This is a genomic window from Nocardioides daphniae, assembly GCF_004777465.1.
Taxonomy (GTDB): Bacteria; Actinomycetota; Actinomycetes; order Propionibacteriales; family Nocardioidaceae; genus Nocardioides; species Nocardioides daphniae.
The window spans coordinates 2,994,284-3,009,240 of sequence record NZ_CP038462.1 but is presented as its reverse complement, the minus strand read 5'-3'; the positions used below and the strand labels follow the sequence as shown (position 1 = coordinate 3,009,240).

The 14,957-nt window shown below is 72.9% G+C and carries 15 protein-coding genes and 1 tRNA gene; 9 read left to right on the top strand and 7 right to left on the bottom strand.

The annotated features are described in order from the left end of the window. Genes E2C04_RS14790 through E2C04_RS14780 form a run of 3 tightly spaced genes read right to left on the bottom strand, consistent with a single transcriptional unit; the run spans window position 1 to window position 2,998 of the window. Window positions 1-858: an NAD-dependent protein deacetylase gene (locus tag E2C04_RS14790; RefSeq protein WP_135833172.1), complete on the bottom strand. Its 858-nt coding sequence runs from the start codon at window positions 856-858 to the stop codon at window positions 1-3. Further along, entirely contained in the window at window positions 855-1,124 is a 270-nt protein-coding gene (locus E2C04_RS14785) for a DUF2277 domain-containing protein (protein ID WP_135833171.1), read from the bottom strand. Before E2C04_RS14785 ends, E2C04_RS14790 begins: the two co-directional genes overlap by 4 nt. A gap of 5 nt (window positions 1,125-1,129) precedes the next feature. After that, window positions 1,130-2,998, bottom strand: coding sequence for a beta-propeller domain-containing protein (locus tag E2C04_RS14780; RefSeq protein WP_135833170.1), 1,869 nt, complete (start codon window positions 2,996-2,998; stop codon window positions 1,130-1,132). Between the two features lie 108 nt (window positions 2,999-3,106). On the opposite strand from E2C04_RS14780, the gene E2C04_RS14775 reads away from it, so the two are divergent. From E2C04_RS14775 to E2C04_RS14760, 6 genes are all read left to right on the top strand, one after another. Next, window positions 3,107-3,182: transfer RNA gene (locus E2C04_RS14775), tRNA-Arg, on the top strand. A gap of 136 nt (window positions 3,183-3,318) precedes the next feature. After that, on the top strand, window positions 3,319-5,652 hold the full coding sequence (locus E2C04_RS14770) for a YfaP family protein (RefSeq protein ID WP_135833169.1): 2,334 nt from the start codon (window positions 3,319-3,321) through the stop codon (window positions 5,650-5,652). Between the two features lie 479 nt (window positions 5,653-6,131). Beyond that, window positions 6,132-6,287 (top strand): hypothetical protein, encoded by a 156-nt coding sequence (locus E2C04_RS17840; RefSeq protein ID WP_158630709.1) that lies wholly within the window; start codon window positions 6,132-6,134, stop codon window positions 6,285-6,287. A 329-nt stretch (window positions 6,288-6,616) separates the two neighbouring features. Beyond that, window positions 6,617-6,769: a hypothetical protein gene (locus tag E2C04_RS17835; protein WP_158630708.1), complete on the top strand. Its 153-nt coding sequence runs from the start codon at window positions 6,617-6,619 to the stop codon at window positions 6,767-6,769. Continuing rightward, the gene (locus E2C04_RS14765; protein ID WP_135833168.1) at window positions 6,766-7,083 is read left to right on the top strand and encodes a hypothetical protein; all 318 of its coding nucleotides are present in this window, start codon (window positions 6,766-6,768) and stop codon (window positions 7,081-7,083) included. Before E2C04_RS17835 ends, E2C04_RS14765 begins: the two co-directional genes overlap by 4 nt. Further along, window positions 7,080-7,922, top strand: coding sequence for a hypothetical protein (locus E2C04_RS14760; protein ID WP_135833167.1), 843 nt, complete (start codon window positions 7,080-7,082; stop codon window positions 7,920-7,922). The genes E2C04_RS14765 and E2C04_RS14760 overlap by 4 nt, the downstream gene beginning before the upstream one ends. A 17-nt stretch (window positions 7,923-7,939) precedes the next feature. Here E2C04_RS14760 and E2C04_RS14755 read toward each other — a convergent pair whose 3' ends face one another. Next, entirely contained in the window at window positions 7,940-9,130 is a 1,191-nt protein-coding gene (locus E2C04_RS14755; protein ID WP_135833166.1) for a saccharopine dehydrogenase family protein, read from the bottom strand. Window positions 9,131-9,263: 133 nt separating this feature from the next. Between E2C04_RS14755 and E2C04_RS14750 the strand changes: the two genes are divergently transcribed. Both E2C04_RS14750 and E2C04_RS14745 read left to right on the top strand, forming a co-directional pair. Then, window positions 9,264-10,475, top strand: coding sequence for an LCP family protein (locus tag E2C04_RS14750; protein ID WP_135833165.1), 1,212 nt, complete (start codon window positions 9,264-9,266; stop codon window positions 10,473-10,475). Between the two features lie 46 nt (window positions 10,476-10,521). Next, window positions 10,522-10,701 carry a hypothetical protein gene (locus E2C04_RS14745; RefSeq protein WP_135833164.1) on the top strand — a complete coding sequence of 60 codons (180 nt, stop codon included), beginning with the start codon at window positions 10,522-10,524 and terminating at the stop codon, window positions 10,699-10,701. 75 nt (window positions 10,702-10,776) lie between these two features. Here the strand turns inward: E2C04_RS14745 and mscL are convergent, their stop codons facing one another. From mscL to E2C04_RS14730, 3 genes are all read right to left on the bottom strand, one after another. Further along, a complete protein-coding gene (gene mscL, locus E2C04_RS14740; protein ID WP_135833163.1) occupies window positions 10,777-11,160 on the bottom strand; it encodes a large conductance mechanosensitive channel protein MscL in 384 nt (127 codons plus the stop codon). An 81-nt stretch (window positions 11,161-11,241) separates the two neighbouring features. After that, on the bottom strand, window positions 11,242-11,886 hold the full coding sequence (locus tag E2C04_RS14735; RefSeq protein WP_135833162.1) for an SAF domain-containing protein: 645 nt from the start codon (window positions 11,884-11,886) through the stop codon (window positions 11,242-11,244). Between the two features lie 78 nt (window positions 11,887-11,964). Further along, entirely contained in the window at window positions 11,965-12,273 is a 309-nt protein-coding gene (locus tag E2C04_RS14730) for an FmdB family zinc ribbon protein (protein WP_135833161.1), read from the bottom strand. Between the two features lie 34 nt (window positions 12,274-12,307). On the opposite strand from E2C04_RS14730, the gene E2C04_RS14725 reads away from it, so the two are divergent. Then, entirely contained in the window at window positions 12,308-14,938 is a 2,631-nt protein-coding gene (locus E2C04_RS14725; RefSeq protein ID WP_135833160.1) for a penicillin acylase family protein, read from the top strand. The last annotated feature ends 19 nt before the right edge of the window (window positions 14,939-14,957 follow it).

The following is a 14,957-nucleotide window of genomic DNA, read 5'->3' as shown; positions in this document are numbered from 1 at the left end:
TCACCGACCGCGGCGCCCCGCCAGGTCGGTGAGGAAGTCGCTCGTCCCGGCGTGCACGGTGAGCGCAGCGAGGTCGTCGCCGCGCGTCGTGCCGCGGTTGACGATGACGACCGGGGTGCCGTTCCTCGCGGCCCGCTTCACGAAGCGCAGCCCGCTCATCACGGTCAGCGACGACCCGGCCACCAGCAGCGCGCCGGTGTGGCCGCTGTCGGGGTGGGTCAGCGCGTCGACGGCCTCGTAGCAGCGCAGCACCTTCTCCTTGGGGGCGTTCTCCCCGAAGAAGACGACGTGCGGCTTGAGCACGCCGCCGCAGTGCGGGCAGTCCGGCACCACGAAGTCGCCCGTGTCGTCGAGCTCGACGTCGCCGTCGGGGCGCGACTCCACGTCGGCGTGCGCGGTGAGCCAACCGGGGTTGAGCGCGTCCAGGCGGGCGTGCAGCTCGGCGCGGGGGAGGGTGGTGCCGCAGGCCAGGCAGACGACCTCGTCGATCCGGCCGTGCAGGGCCACGACCCGGCCACTGCCGGCGGCCTCGTGGAGGCCGTCGACGTTCTGCGTGATCAGCAGCTCGGGGTCGAGGCGGGCCAGCGCGTGGTGGCCGGCGTTGGGGTCGGCGTGGCGCATCCGTGACCAGCCGACGTGGCTGCGCGCCCAGTAGCGCTGGCGGGCCGCGGCCGTGCCGACGAACTCGGAGTAGGTCATCGGCATCCGTGCGGTCGAGCCCGGTCCGCGGTAGTCGGGGATCCCGGAGTCGGTCGACAGCCCGGCCCCGGTGAGCACCACGAGCCGGCGGTCGGAGAGCAGGTCGAGCGCGGCGGCGTACGCCTGGCCCTGAGGAGCCGTGACGAGCTGGTCGGTCATCGGGCGTAGCGCAGCTCGGCCCGGGCGCGTGCCTTGGCCGCCTCATCCTCACGGTTCTTGGGTGGCGCGGTGGTGACGAGGGCTTCGAGGAGGTGCCGGGTGGTGTGGGCGACCTCGGCGACGGCGGCGTCGAAGGCGGCCTGGTTGGCCGCCGACGGCTTGGTGGTGCCGGCGACCTTGCGCACGTACTGCAGCGCTGCGGCGCTCACCTCGTCAGGGGTGGCCGGCGGCTCGAAGTTGTTGAGCGGGCGGATGTTGCGGCACATGCCACTCAATCTACGTCGACGAACGTGACGTCGTCTCCCGTCACGAGCGCCACCCGGCCCTCGGGCAGCGGCAGCATGCGTACGCGGTCGACGTCGCGCCCGTACTCGACCTCGGTGCGCGTCTCGGTGAGCCGGTGGCCGCGCGGCTTGATGATCGACAGCCACCCGGTGCGTCCCTCCCAGCCCTTCGAGATCACCGTCAGGGCGACCCGCTGCTCGGGCAGCCAGGTGAACTGGCGGGGGTCGTGGCCCGCCTGCGCCACGCTCTCGCGCGGGTAGGTGACGGTGTCGAGGCGCTTGGGGGCGGTCAGGTCCGTCACCCCGAAGAGGGCCGCCTGGGCGCCGCGGAGGCCACCGTCGCGCACGTCGGCGTCCTGGCCGATGCCGAGGAGGCGGTTGGGGCCGAGGGGGTGGAGGTACTGGCTGAAGCCGGGGATCTTCAGCTTGCCCAGCAGCCTCGGGCGGGCCGGGTCGGTGAGGTCGACGGCGTACAGCGGGTCGACGGTGCGGAAGGTGACGACGAAGGCGAGTCCGTCGAACCACCGCACCGACTTGATCTCCTCGCCGACACCGAGCTCGTCGAGGCGGCCGGTCTCGACCAGGGCGCCGTCCTCCTCGGTCAGGGTGATGACCGAGTTGAAGTTGCCGGTCTCCATGGTCGGTCCGACGGCGACGCGGAGCACCCCGTCGACCGCATCCATCGACCAGCGGTCGCGGATCGCGCCGTCGACCCCGCCCGCCGCGACGAAGGTGGTGTCGGTCCCGTCGAGGGCGAAGGAGTAGAGGTGGGTGCCCCCCGCGCCTCTCGGGATCGCGGTGCGCCCCATCACCTCCGACAGCCCCCACCACCCGGAGGCCTGCGTGGCGAGGTGCAGGCGGTCGGTGGAGAAGTAGGCAAGGTCGGTCGCGGTGGCGACGGCGACCGACGTCCGCCGCGTCGGCGCCGCCGCGGTGAAGGCGACGGTGGTGACGGTGCCCAGGACTGCCTCCTCGTCGTCAGGGACGGCCACGTCGGCGCAGTCGACCGCCAGCTCCCCGTCGACCTGCGGCAGCCAGTCGGCGAGCGTGGTCCGGCGGACCAGCTCCTGGTTGCGCAGGCGGGCGCCGCGCTCGCCGAGCCTCCCGCCGGGGTGCCGGAAGTCGAGCTGCGGCAGGTCGGTGCGCAGGACGACACGGACCACGTCGCCGTGCTGGCGTGCGGTCACCAGTCCCGCGTCGTACGCCGCCAGCTCACCCACCTCGGGCGCCTTCGGGTCGCCGAGGTCGACGGTGACGACGCTGCTGCCGACGGCCCACTCGTCGGGGTCGGGGACCCGTGCCCCGACGGCGACGACGGTGTCGCCGACCAGGAGGATCTGGGGGTCGACGACTCCCGGGAGGCGCAGCCGGGAGAGCTCGACCGGGGTGGCGCCGGTGACGTCGTGGACCACCAGGGTGCTGCCGTCGACGCGGACCAGCAGCGACCCGTCGGTCTTCGCCAGGTCGGGCTCGTCGACACCGGCCTCCTGCACGTTGGTGCCGGTCTCGCTGGAGGTCGCCGCCCGGGGAGTCGCGGCGGCCGGGAGCCGGGCTGCGGTGTCACCGACCTCGGCGCCGGCCGCGGGGACCGCCAGCTCCATGACGCCCTCCCACCCCCACGGACCGACCAGCGGGAGCGCCCGCGCCTGGTAGCTCTCCAGCAGCTCGTCGCACGTCGGGGTCGGCGCGAGCGCGGTGCTGGCCAGGCGGAACGGGCCCTGGCTCAGCGGCGGGGCGTCGGGGCGTGCGTCCGGCTCGGCCCCGCCGACCAGCACCCCGGCGGCGAAGACGCCGGTCAGGGCGGTGACGGCGGTCGCGGCCAGGAGGGTGCGACGCAGGCGGGGTGACCTCTTCATGCGGGTGTGACGCGCGTGGGGGTCGCGCGGTTCCCGTGGCCTTGCCGACGACCGTGGCCCGACATGCCAAGATGTCCCCTGACGTCGGGACGCGTGCCCGGTCGTCACGCCCCAGTAGCTCAGTGGATAGAGCAGCCGCCTCCTAAGCGAAAGGTCGCAAGTTCGACTCTTGCCTGGGGCACCAACCAGGACGTGCCGGGTGGTCCACGTCACCTCCGGGATGCCGAAATTCGATGGTTCGGCGCCCACACCTCCGTCACTACAGTCGCGGCTCGACAACGATCAACGACCGGGGGGATTGATCCGTGAGCCGCTCACGCATGCCCAGACTTGCCGTCCTCGTCGCGCTGGCCCTGACCAGCGCGACGCTCCACCCACCTGCGCAGGCCGTGGAGTCGCCGGCTGCGTCGGCCGCGCCGAAGCCGGCCGCCAGGGTGACCGTCACGATGGCCGGCCCGCAGGGGGTCAAGGGCCAGGTCAGCCTCAGGGGCCGCGGTGGCCGCACGGTCTTCAAGGCCCCCGCGAGGAAGAGGGCGAAGGTCGTCGTGCCGCTGCGCGCCGGCTCCTTCCGCGTCGTGGCGCCCGACCTGGTCGTCCGCGGCCGGCTCTACGAGCCCGTCATCTCCCGCACCACGATCAAGGTCAAGAAGGTGCGCAAGGGGAAGAAGGCGGCGAAGGTCGCCCTGAAGGTGGTCTGGAAGCCCGTCGCCAGGACGGGCGACCTCCTCGCCACCGGGGCCACCACCCGCAGCATCGACCTCAAGTGGGCTGGAGTGGGCAAGACCTTCGAGGTGCGTCGCGCCACGGGGGAGAAGGCCCCGGCCACGCGCAAGGCGGGCAAGCGGGTGCACCTCGGCAGGAAGAGGGCCCTCACCGACAAGGGCCTGGCGGAGGGTGGCCGCTACGCCTACTCCCTGTGGACGAAGAAGGGCAAGAAGTGGGTGGGACCCACCACCCTGGTCGCTGGCACGGTCAAGGGTGAGCTCGGCGCCGAGTACGCCCTCGCACCGGGCGCCGTGGTCGTCGACACCGGCGACAAGGACAAGGTCCAGGTCACCGACCGGGGCGTCTGGGTGACGCTCGCGGCCGGACGCCCCACGCCTCCGGTGGGCTCGGGCATCGTGCTGCCGGTCTCCGCGGCCCTGCCCGCCGGTGCCATCGGCAAGGTGGCCGAGGTGTCGCCGGACGGCCGGCGCGTGTTGGTCGTCTCCGGCGTGCTCGCCGACGCGTTCGACCTGTTCCGGATCGACGCGGACTACAGCACCAGCGTGAAGATCCCCGACCTCCAGGTGGGGTCGGCCGACCCCGACACCGAGCCCGGTGTGGAGCTCGGGACCCCCGCGCCGGCCCCCGGGACCGGCACGGAGACGCTGCGGCGTGCCCGGGCGAGCAAGGTGGCCAAGGCCACCGAGGGCGCGACGGCAGCTCGCGCCACCGGCTCCTCACGTGCGATCGCGCCCCTGACGGCACCTGCCGACGTCGCGGCGATCAGCGCCGAGGACGCCAAGAGCCAGGAGAGCTGCCTGTCCTACGGCACCTTCGTCAACCTGTCGATGCACGACTGGAGCGCCACCGCCGACGGCAACTTCCGCCTCGACTTCCACCGCCACCGGGTCAACACCCGGTGGGGCTCCTTCGAGGCTCCGGCCCACGCGATGGTCGGCGACGCGTGGTTCGAGGTCGGGTTCGACGTGCAGATGGACGCAGTGGTGGCCAAGGAGCTCTCCTGCTTCATCGGTCGTGACTTCCCGGTCAACATCCCGACCTACCCCGCACCCCTCACCGTGCAGTTCGAGGGCGGTCTCGCCGTCGCGGTCGGCGGCGAGGTCGGGGTGAAGGACATCGCGGTCGGCGCCACCCTCAGCGGGAAGGGCGCGGTCGCCGTCGGCGTCGGCGTCGACGACGGGGTCAGCGGCTCCGCCTCCGTCGACGGTCGTTTCAACGGTGGCACGGGGATGGCGAAGGCGTCCGGCGAGTTCGGACCTGCCCTGGGCGTCGTCGTCGGCTTCGGGTCGATCGCCGGCTCCGGCGAGGAGACCTCCGCCGGCGCCGTGGCCGGCTTCACCGGCGACCTGTGGGCCCCGAAGATCGGGCTCGAGGGCGAGTGGGGCGGTGAGGGCCAGGAGAACTGCACCACCTTCACCGGCACCATCGAGGGCTCGATCGGCCTCAAGGCCGAGGCCTGGCTGGGGCCGGCCAAGGTCGGCAGCAACCTGACCCTGGCCGAGGGCACCCTCAAGGAGCTGTTCGAGGCCAACTGGCCCTACGGGTGCGCCACCGACGAGGAGCTCGGCGACGGCGACGTCCGTGCGACCCTGCGCTGGGGCAGCAACCCCGACTACGACCTCCACGTGACCGACCCGTCGGGGGAGACCGTCTACTACGGCAACCCGACCAGCGCCTCGGGCGGCGAGCTCGACCACGACTGGATCCCCGGGTGCGGCAACACCCAGCAGACCCAGTCGTGGGTGGAGAACGTCAACTGGGCCACGGGCGAGGCGCCCCCCGGGACGTACGGTGTCCGGGTCGTCGAGTTCAACGGCTGCGGCCTCGTGGGCCAGGAGTGGACGCTGCGGGTCTACGTGAAGGGCCGCGAGGTCGTCTCGCAGAGCGGGTCGGGCACCAGCCCGGTCTTCGAGTTCACCGTTCCGTGACGGGTGCGGTGGCCCGCCGCACGACGTGGCGGGCCACCGACCGGGAGAGGAGAGGGGCAGATGGGGAGAGCGTCGTACAGCCGTCGACCGCACCCGCGCGACGTCCCCGGGTTCGACGAGGCCGTACGCCTGGGGCTCACGCCGCAGGTGCCACCCACCCCACCGGCGCTGGTCTGCCGACCGTCGTACAGTGGGGTGCTGCCCGTGGCGCTGCTCGCCCTGGCGGCGATCGCCGTCGTGGTGGCGGCCCCGAGCGTCTGGACCTTCGGCGTCGTCGTGGTCGTCGTGGGGCTCGTGGTCCGCGTGGTCGTGGTGATGCAGCGCCGCGAGCGGCTCGAGGTGGCGGCGGGCTACCGCCTGGTCGAGTGGCGGGCCGGGACCTGGGGGCGTGACCCGGACGGCCGGTTCGGCGCCAGCACCGGCCTCTCCGCGGCACCCTGGGACCTGCGTGGGCTCTGGCACCTCGACCCACGCGGCGGGTGGTCAGCCCGCCGGACCCGTCGGTCCTGCCTCCGGGGCACTACCCCTCACCGAACCGCCCGGGTCAGCTGGAGATGTGGACCGGCGCGGCCTGGATGTATGACTACCGCACCCCGGAGCGGCCGTTCCTCCTCGAGGCCGGCGACCAGGGCTGAGGAAACCACCGCCGTACGTCCACAGGCACCGCCCGGCTCTGGCGCTGTGCAGGGCCGCCGCGGACGCGGCCCCGGCGGCGGCAGGGTGGGCGTCATGGTCACGTACGAAACGACAGACGACGTCCTCACCCGCATCGACGCCCAGACGCGGGCGGCCGAGGCCGAGATGATCAGGGCCCGGGAGTTCCACGCGGCGCTCGCTGCACGCTGCGCGGGCACGGTTCGGCGACCGGCGTCGCCGTCGAGGTCGACTCCGCCGGCCTGCTCACGGGCCTCTGCTTCGCCCCGCACGCCGCCCCTCCGCCGGTGACTCCCTCGCGCGGGCAGTGATGTCGGCCCTGCGCGTGGCCCAGGTCGATGCGCTGAGCCAGGTCCAGGCCCACGCCGAGCGTGTGTGGGGCAGCGACCCGCTCGTCGCGCGGATCATGACGGAGGCCGGCGAGCGTCTCGGGGTCGAGACCGCACCCGGGGGTGGGCGATGAGGGTCGCACCCCGGCTGCGGGTCGAGCCCGAGGTGCTGGAGGCCGAGGCGAACAGGTTGCTGGCGGTCGGCGACCGGGTGGGCGACCGCAGCCTGGTGCTGGGCGACGTCTCGATCGGCCAGGACAGCTTCGGACTCGTCAACCTGCCGCTGGCTCTCGCCTTCGACCGGGTGCGCGACGGGCTGGTGGGCCAGGTCGGCGCCCACGCGAAGCTGGTGACCGCCCTGGCCGATGCTGTCACCGCTCTTGCCCGGGACATGTCGGACACCGACAGCCGGGTGGCGTGCCGCCTCGACGGGCGGGCGGCGCCATGAGCCACCTGGGACTCGGGCTGCTGTCGGGTCACGTCACGGTCGCCAACGACGTCATCAAGGTCGCGCAGCTGCTCGACGAAGGAGACTGGGGCGCCGCCTTCCTCCAGTCCGGCGCCACGACGATCACCTTCGTGGGGGTCGTAGGCGACCCGCTGGGCACGCTGCTGTCGCACCTCGGAGCAGAGGTGCTCGACAAGGTCGAGCCCTTGCGCGGGTGGCTCCAGGAGCTCACCGGTGACCGTGACCGGGTGATGGCCGCGGCACAGGTGGTGGAGGCCGAGGGGGAGCTGCTGCTCTCGCTCGCCGACGACGTACGACGTGGGATGGTGGCGACCCTCGACGGCATGGAGGGGCTGGCCGTGGAGACGGGCGCCGAGCAGTGCCGCCTCCTGGTGGCTGACCTGGAGGCGGCGGCGACCGCGGCCGGCAGCGTGGCCCGCGCCCTCGACGTGGCGGCCGGCTACGTCAGTGTCATGCACTCCTTGGTGCGCGACGCGCTGGCGGAGGTCGCCGGCATGGTGATGCAACGGATGATCGTGCTGGGGCTCACGGCGGGGGCGGCCACCCCCGTGGTGCTGGCCGAGGTGACCACCCGGATCGCGGTGCTGGCCGCGCGCCTCCGTGTCCCGCTGCGCGCCGTAGTCACCACCTGCGAGGCGCTGCGCAGGCTCCTCGACGACCTGGACGTCCTCCTGCTCCGGATGCGCCGATCGCTCGACGACCGGCTGGACGGACCTGCGTTGGGGCCCCGCAGAGCCGCCACGGTCGGGGCGGGCGCCGTCTTCGACGGACTGGCCACCGACGCCACCGCTGACGATCCCGTCGGGTGCGTGCCGTGACGGTGCGGCGGCTGGCCTCAGGCCAGCGGACCCTCGTTGACCACCTCGAAGGTCATCCCGTGACGGACGAGCCGCTCACGCAGCCGGGGCCCCATGGCGACAGCGGTGGTCACCTGGCCCGACGTCACCGGGTTGTCGTCGCGCAGCAGGCAGAGCGCGGCCTCGGCGAGCATCACCGCGGTCTCGGTGTAGCCGGGATCCCCGCCGCTGACCCGGGTGTGCACCCGGCGTCCGCCGCCCTCGCCGACGAAGTCCACGGTGAACCACGATCGTGCGCGCTTCTCCGGTGACGGCCCGGTCCCGGCAGGCACCCGGTCGGAGAGCAGCTTGCGCAGCGGCGGCACCTGGGCGGCCGTGCCCAGCGCCGCGACGCCGAGGACGCCTGCCGCGGCGGCGCGCAGCGTACGGGTGCCGGCGAAGTGGGAGTAGCGGAAGCGGGGACCGTACGACTCCAGCGCAGCCCCGCTTCGGGCCACGATCTGGCCGTCCACGGTCGGCAGCGGGAGCAGCCAGAAGCCCAGCACCTCGTCGCGGCGGGGCTTGGGAGCCACGGCCCGCGACGAACGGCCCGGCGGACGGTCCTCCCGCGAGCGGCGGACCCGGGCGGCCTGCTTGGCCTGCGACATCCGCGAGATGGCGGTGAGCGCCGACTGGTAGGTGCCACCGGAGAAGGCCGCGTCACTGCGTACGACGCCGCGCACCGTGATCGGGGCGTCCGAGGGCAGCTGCTCCACGGTGAACTGTGCGCCCAGGTCGTGGGGGACCGAGTCGAAGCCGCAGGCGTGGACCAGCCGGGCGCCCGACTCCACGGCGTTGGCGTGGTGGTGGATCCAGGTGCGGTCCACGAACTCCGCCTCCCCGGTCAGGTCCAGGTAGTCGGTGCCGGCCGCGGCGCAGGCCGCGACGACGGGCTCCCCGTAGGTGAGGTAGGGCCCGACCGTGGTGGCGAGGACCCGGGTGCGGGCGGCCAGCGCGTCGAGCGCGGCCCGGTCGGTGACGTCGACCACCACCGTCTCCACCGGTGGGCACGCCGTGCCGGCCAGGTCGGCGACCAACGCCTGCAGGCTCGACTCGTTGCGCCCGGCCACGGCCCAACGCAGGTCGGCGGGGGCGTGGGCCGCGAGGTGGTCGGCCGTCAGTCGCCCCACGAATCCCGTCGCACCGAGGAGGACGAGGTCGAGGTCGCGGGTGGTGTCAGAAGATGGCATCCGGCCATCGTGACAGGCGCCACACCGGCGGCCAAGGGCCAGGGCGGCGGGAGTTGGGCAGTTGCCGTACATTCGACCCGTCCCGGACACTGGTCCCCCCGGGCGTTTCCCCCTGATCTCCACCGAGGTGCGCGTGAGCGAGGTATCCGAGCCGTCGAGCGACCCGGGCGCCGGCCCGAAGCGTCGCGGCCGCAAGAAGAAGCGCCACACGGTCGGCACGGTCATCCTCTCCACGCTGCTGGTGCTCACCCTGGTCACCGGCCTCGGAGCCGTCGCCTTCTACCGGAGCATCACGGGCAACCTCAACGAGTCCGACGCGATGAACCAGCTGAAGGACCGCCCGGAGGACTACGACACCGGGCCCAAGAAGCCGGTCCGCATCCTCGTCATGGGCACCGACACCCGTGCCGGCGAGGGCAACAAGATCGACGGGGAGACCGGCACCGAGCACTCCGACACCAACATCCTGCTGCACATCTCCGCCGACCGTTCCCGGGCGTACGGCATCTCGATCCCGCGCGACTCGCTCGTCACCCGCCCCGACTGCGGCGTCGACGACGAGATCCCGGGTGAGGAGAACGCCACCTGGAACGAGGCGTACCAGGTCGGTCAGGAGGGCTGCACGGTCGAGCAGTTCGAGCTCAACACCGGGGTGCGCGTCGATGGCTTCGTGAAGCTCGACTTCAACGGCTTCAAGGGCATGGTCGACGCCATCGACGGCGTGCCGGTCTGCGTGCCCTACGACATCGACGACGAGAAGCACGACATCTTCATCAAGGCGGGCGAGCGAGAGATCCGCGGCGACGAGGCCCTCGACTACGTGCGCGTGCGGGCGGTCGGCAGCGGCTCCGACATCGGGCGCATCTCCCGCCAGCAGACCTTCATCGCCTCCATGGTGAAGAAGGTCAGCTCGGCCGGCACGCTGTCGCGTCCGGACAAGGTGCTGGGCTTCCTCACGGCCGTCGCCAAGGCGCTCACCATCTCGGAGAACATCAGCGACCTGAAGCGCCTCACCGGCATCGCCCTGAGCCTGCAGAACGTCGGCATGGACAAGGTGAAGTTCGTGACCGTGCCGCACTCCGAGTTCCCCCGTGAGTCCCCCTTCTGGGGCCGGGTGCAGTGGACCGAGCAGGCCGACGAGATGTGGCGCAAGATCGCCCGCGACAGGCCGCTGGGCGCCGAGCTCACGTCGAAGGCCATCCGCGCCGACCGCGCGCCCGGGAAGGGCAAGGACAAGGCCTCCGACTCGCCGAGCCCGTCGGCCACCGGCTCTGTGGACCCGGACGAGGAAAAGCCCACCGACGCCGAGGTGGCGGCCGCCGAGTACGAGGCGCGCTGCGCCTGACGGCTGCCCCGGCCGACCGGTCCGGGCCCGGGCGTACGCTGGACGCATGAGCGAGAAGGACCGTCCCGAGCCGGAGTGGAAGCGGCGTCGACGTCTCGCCGAGATCTTCGGCGACGTCCTCCCCGCCACCACGAAGGACGAGCGCGAGCCCGAGGCGCGGTCGACCGAGTCGGCCAGCGAGGCGTGGCTCATGCGCCAGGTGCCGCCGCACCACGGCGGGCACTGACGCCCGAGCGCTGCAGATGGACGAAGGCCCGCCCGGTCACCCGGGCGGGCCTTCGTCGTGACGTGCTCCGCGTGGTCAGAGGGACCCGGGACGCGTCGCCTGGGCCTTGAGGAGGTCGCGGATCTCCTGCAGGAGCAGCACGTCCTCCGGGGCGGCGGCGTCCTCCTCGTCGGCGGCGGGGAAGTACTTCTCCTTGGCCTTGGTGTAGGGCACGACGATCGCGAAGTAGACGACGGCGGCCATGATCACGAAGGAGATCAGGGCCGTCAGGAAGGCGCCGACCGAGATGCCCTCGGGCTTGTAGTTGGAGAAGTCGGGGGTCCCTCCCAGCTTGCCCAGCAGGTCCATGATCAGGGCCACGGTCGCGGTGACCACGGTGGCGAACGCGCCGCCCATGATGAACGCGACGGCCAGCTCGATGAGGTTGCCGCGGAGGAGGAATGCCTTGAAGCCGCTCATGTGTGTCTCCAGATCTCTCGCCGGATCCATGGGCGGATCCGAGTCATGGTGCGTGACGGTGGGCTCTCGCCTCGGACCACGCTAGCGCGACCAGACCACGGTGAGGAACTGCTGCACGGCGGCGACCGTGACGTCGTCCACGTCGTCGGGGGCGAGCGCCACCACGACGACCCTGCCCGAGGCGACCTGGCCCGAAACACCCTCCGGATCGGGCGGGAGGGCCACCACCGGGGCGTCGCGGGCCACGGTCGCGGCCCGCCCGGTGGAGGGGTCGGCACTGACCAGGTCGACGGTGTCGCCGACCCGCACCAGGTCGACCACGGTGGCGTCCGGCACCCGCACAGGCACGGCGGTGCGCCCCGGGTAGCCCTCGAGCAGGTCGGGCCCGAGCACCCGCGCGTCGGTCACCGGCTCGCCGCGTCGCAGGGGGCTGGCGAGCCTGCGGCCCGCGGGCGCGGCGACGACGCCGTCAGGCACCGTCCCCACCGCGTACGCAGCCAGCTCCACGTCACTCGCCGTGAGTGCCGTGCCTGCGGGCAGGTCGCGCGCGGCGACCCACGTCTCGACCACCGGCGGGGGAGGGGGCGCGACGGTCCGCAGGGTCGCCAGCGCGGCGACGGCCACGCAGCAGGCCGCCAGGCCGCGGCGGTGCGCCAGCACGTGGCGGCGCCACCACCGGCGTACGCGCAGCCGGGGGCGGCCGGTCGGTGACTCAGGAGCAGGCATGCCCCGACGCTAGGAGGGCAGGGCGGGGTCCGTACGGGCCGCGTCCACAGGCGCGACGACGTCGCGGCGCTGGGGAGGTCAGCTGGCTGCGCTGGAGGTGGTGCCGGAAGAGGTGCTGGTGCTCGCGCTGCTCGAGGAGGAGCTGCTCGAGTCGGAGCTCGTCGACGAGTTCGAGGAGGCGGGGACGCTGGAGGACGAGCCCGAGCGGGAGTCGGTGCGGTAGAAGCCCGATCCCTTGAAGACCACACCCACGGCGTTGAAGAGCTTGCGCAGGCGCCCGGCGCACTGGGGGCACTCGGTCAACGCGTCGTCGCTGAAGCTCTGGAACTGCTCGAAGGCGTGGTCGCACTCGGTGCAGGCGTACTGGTAGGTCGGCACGTCGCCCATGATAAGCCACCGGTTGTAGGCAGAATGACCGACGATGAGCACTCAGACGGGCCCTGTGACCGATGCCGCACCCGCCGCGCCCGCCACACCCGCGCCAGGGTCGTGGTGGGAGCGCTACCGGAGCTGGCCGACCTGGGCCCACGTCACGACGGGCCTGGTGATCGCGCTCGTGCTGCTGCTGGTCGCCCTCGCCGTCCACGCGACCAACGTCTACCGCCGGCCCCTGCCGCAGACCACCGGCGAGGCGCAGCTGCCCGGGCTGGGTGCCGCCGTGGAGGTCCTGCGTGACGCCAACGGCGTACCGCAGCTCTACGCCGACACCGACCGTGACCTCATCCGCGCCCAGGGCTACGTGCACGCCCAGGAGCGCTTCTTCGAGATGGACGTCCGCCGGCACGCGACCGCTGGTCGCCTCGCCGAGCTCTTCGGCCGCGAGGCGCTCGACAGCGACAAGATGGTCCGCACGATGGGCTGGCGCCGCGTCGCCGACGAGGAGCTGGGGCTGGTCAGCACCGACACCCGGGCCCTGCTCGACGCGTACGCCGACGGGGTCAACGCCTACCTGGCGCAGCACGACCCCGACGAGATCGCGGTGGAGTACTCGCTGCTCGGCCTCACCGGGCTCGACCATGTGCCGGCGAAGTGGACCGCCACCGACTCCCTGGCCTGGCTCAAGGCGATGGCGTGGGACCTGCGCGGCAACATGGACGACGAGATCGACCGGGCCGTCGCGGCCCTGGACAACGACCCGTCCGTGGTGGCCGACCTGCACCCGCCGTACGACGCCCGGCGGCACCTGTCGATCGTGCCGGAGGCAGCCTCGGTCAGCGGCCGGGTCGACGAGGTGGCCGACGAGCTGGCCGACGACCTGGCCGACGGGGGATCAAGCCCTGCCGCGGCCGTGGCAGCCCTCGACGCCGCCCGCGCCGCGGCCGACGCCGTGCCGGCCCTCCTCGGTCGCGGCGACAGCCTCGGCTCCAACTCGTGGGTCGTCGCCGGCTCCCGCACCGCCACCGGCAAGCCGCTGCTCGCCAACGACCCGCACCTGGGCACCAGCCAGCCGGGCATCTGGACCCAGATGGGGCTGCACTGCCGCGAGGTCACGCCCGACTGCACGCTCGACGTCGCCGGCTTCACCTTCTCGGGCTTCCCGGGCGTCGTCATCGGCCACAACGCCGAGATCGCGTGGGGCTTCACCAACCTCGGCCCCGACGTCACCGACCTCTACCTCGAGCGGGTCCGCGGCGACGTGTGGTGGCAGGACGGACGTGCCCGGCGCCTCGAGGACCGCACCGAGACGATCCGGGTGCGCGGCGAGGAGGACTTCGTCCTGCGGGTCCGCTCCACCGACCACGGCCCGCTGATCTCCGACGTCTTCCAGGACGCCAGCTCCGTCGGCGCCAACGCGGCCCGGGAGGCCGGGGAGCCCGACCCGTACGCCGTCGCCCTGCGCTGGACCGCCCTCGACCCCGGCACCACCGCCGACGCCGTCTTCGCGCTCAACCGGGCCGGGGACTGGACGTCCTTCCGGGCCGCGGCCGCCCTCTTCGACGTGCCGTCGCAGAACCTCGTCTACGCCGACCGGGCCGGCAACATCGGCTACCAGGCACCCGGACGGATCCCGGTCCGCCGCCCCGGCCACGACGGCCGCACTCCGGCGGCCGGATGGAGGAAGGCCAACGACTGGACCGGTCGCCACATCCCCTTCGAGGCGCTGCCGTCGGTGCTCAACCCCGCCGAGGGGTTCATCGTCACCGCCAACCAGGCCGTCACCGGGCCCGACTACCCCTACTTCCTCACCGACGACTGGGACGAGGGCTACCGCGCCCAGCGGATCCGCGAGCTGCTCGCCGACGACACCGAGGTCTCGGTCGGCGACATGGCCCGCATCCAGCTCGACGCCGCCAACCCGATGGCCGACGCCCTGGTCCCGGCGTTGACCGCGATAGACGACCTCAGCCCCTACGTCCAGGAGGCGGTCGACCTGCTCGCCGAGTGGGACGGCCAGGACCGTGCCGACAGTGCCGCGGCGGCGTACTTCCACGTGGTGTGGGAGCGACTGCTCGCGCTGACCTTCCACGACGACCTGCGCGAGCGCATCCACCCCAACGGCGGCGCCCGCTGGGTGAGCGTGGTCGAGCGGCTGCTCACCCAGCCCCGCCACGCGCTGTGGGACGACCGTGACACCGAGGAGACCGAGCAGCGCGACGACGTGCTGCGCCGTGCCCTGGTCGAGGCGCGCGACGAGATGACTGCCCGCCGCTCCCGCAACCCCGACCGCTGGGCGTGGGGCCACCTGCACGAGCTCGAGCTCACCCACCAGACGCTCGGCACCTCGGGCATCGGCCTCGTCGAGCGGATCTTCAACCGCAACGGCGGTGGCGTCGACGGCAGCCACGCGGCGCCCAACGCGACGGCGTACGACGCGACCGAGGGCTTCACCGTGACCTCGTCGCCCTCGATGCGGATGGTCGTCGACCTGGCCGACTTCGACGACTCGCGCTGGGTCAACCTGACCGGTGTCTCCGGCCACCCGGCCTCGAGCCACTACGACGACCAGGTCGAGCTCTTCGTCGAGGGACGCACCCTGCCGTGGCACTTCAGCCGCGACGCGGTGCGCAGGGCGAGCGAGGACCGGCTGCTGCTCGCCCCGACCGACGACTGACCGACGGCTGGGCGAGGAC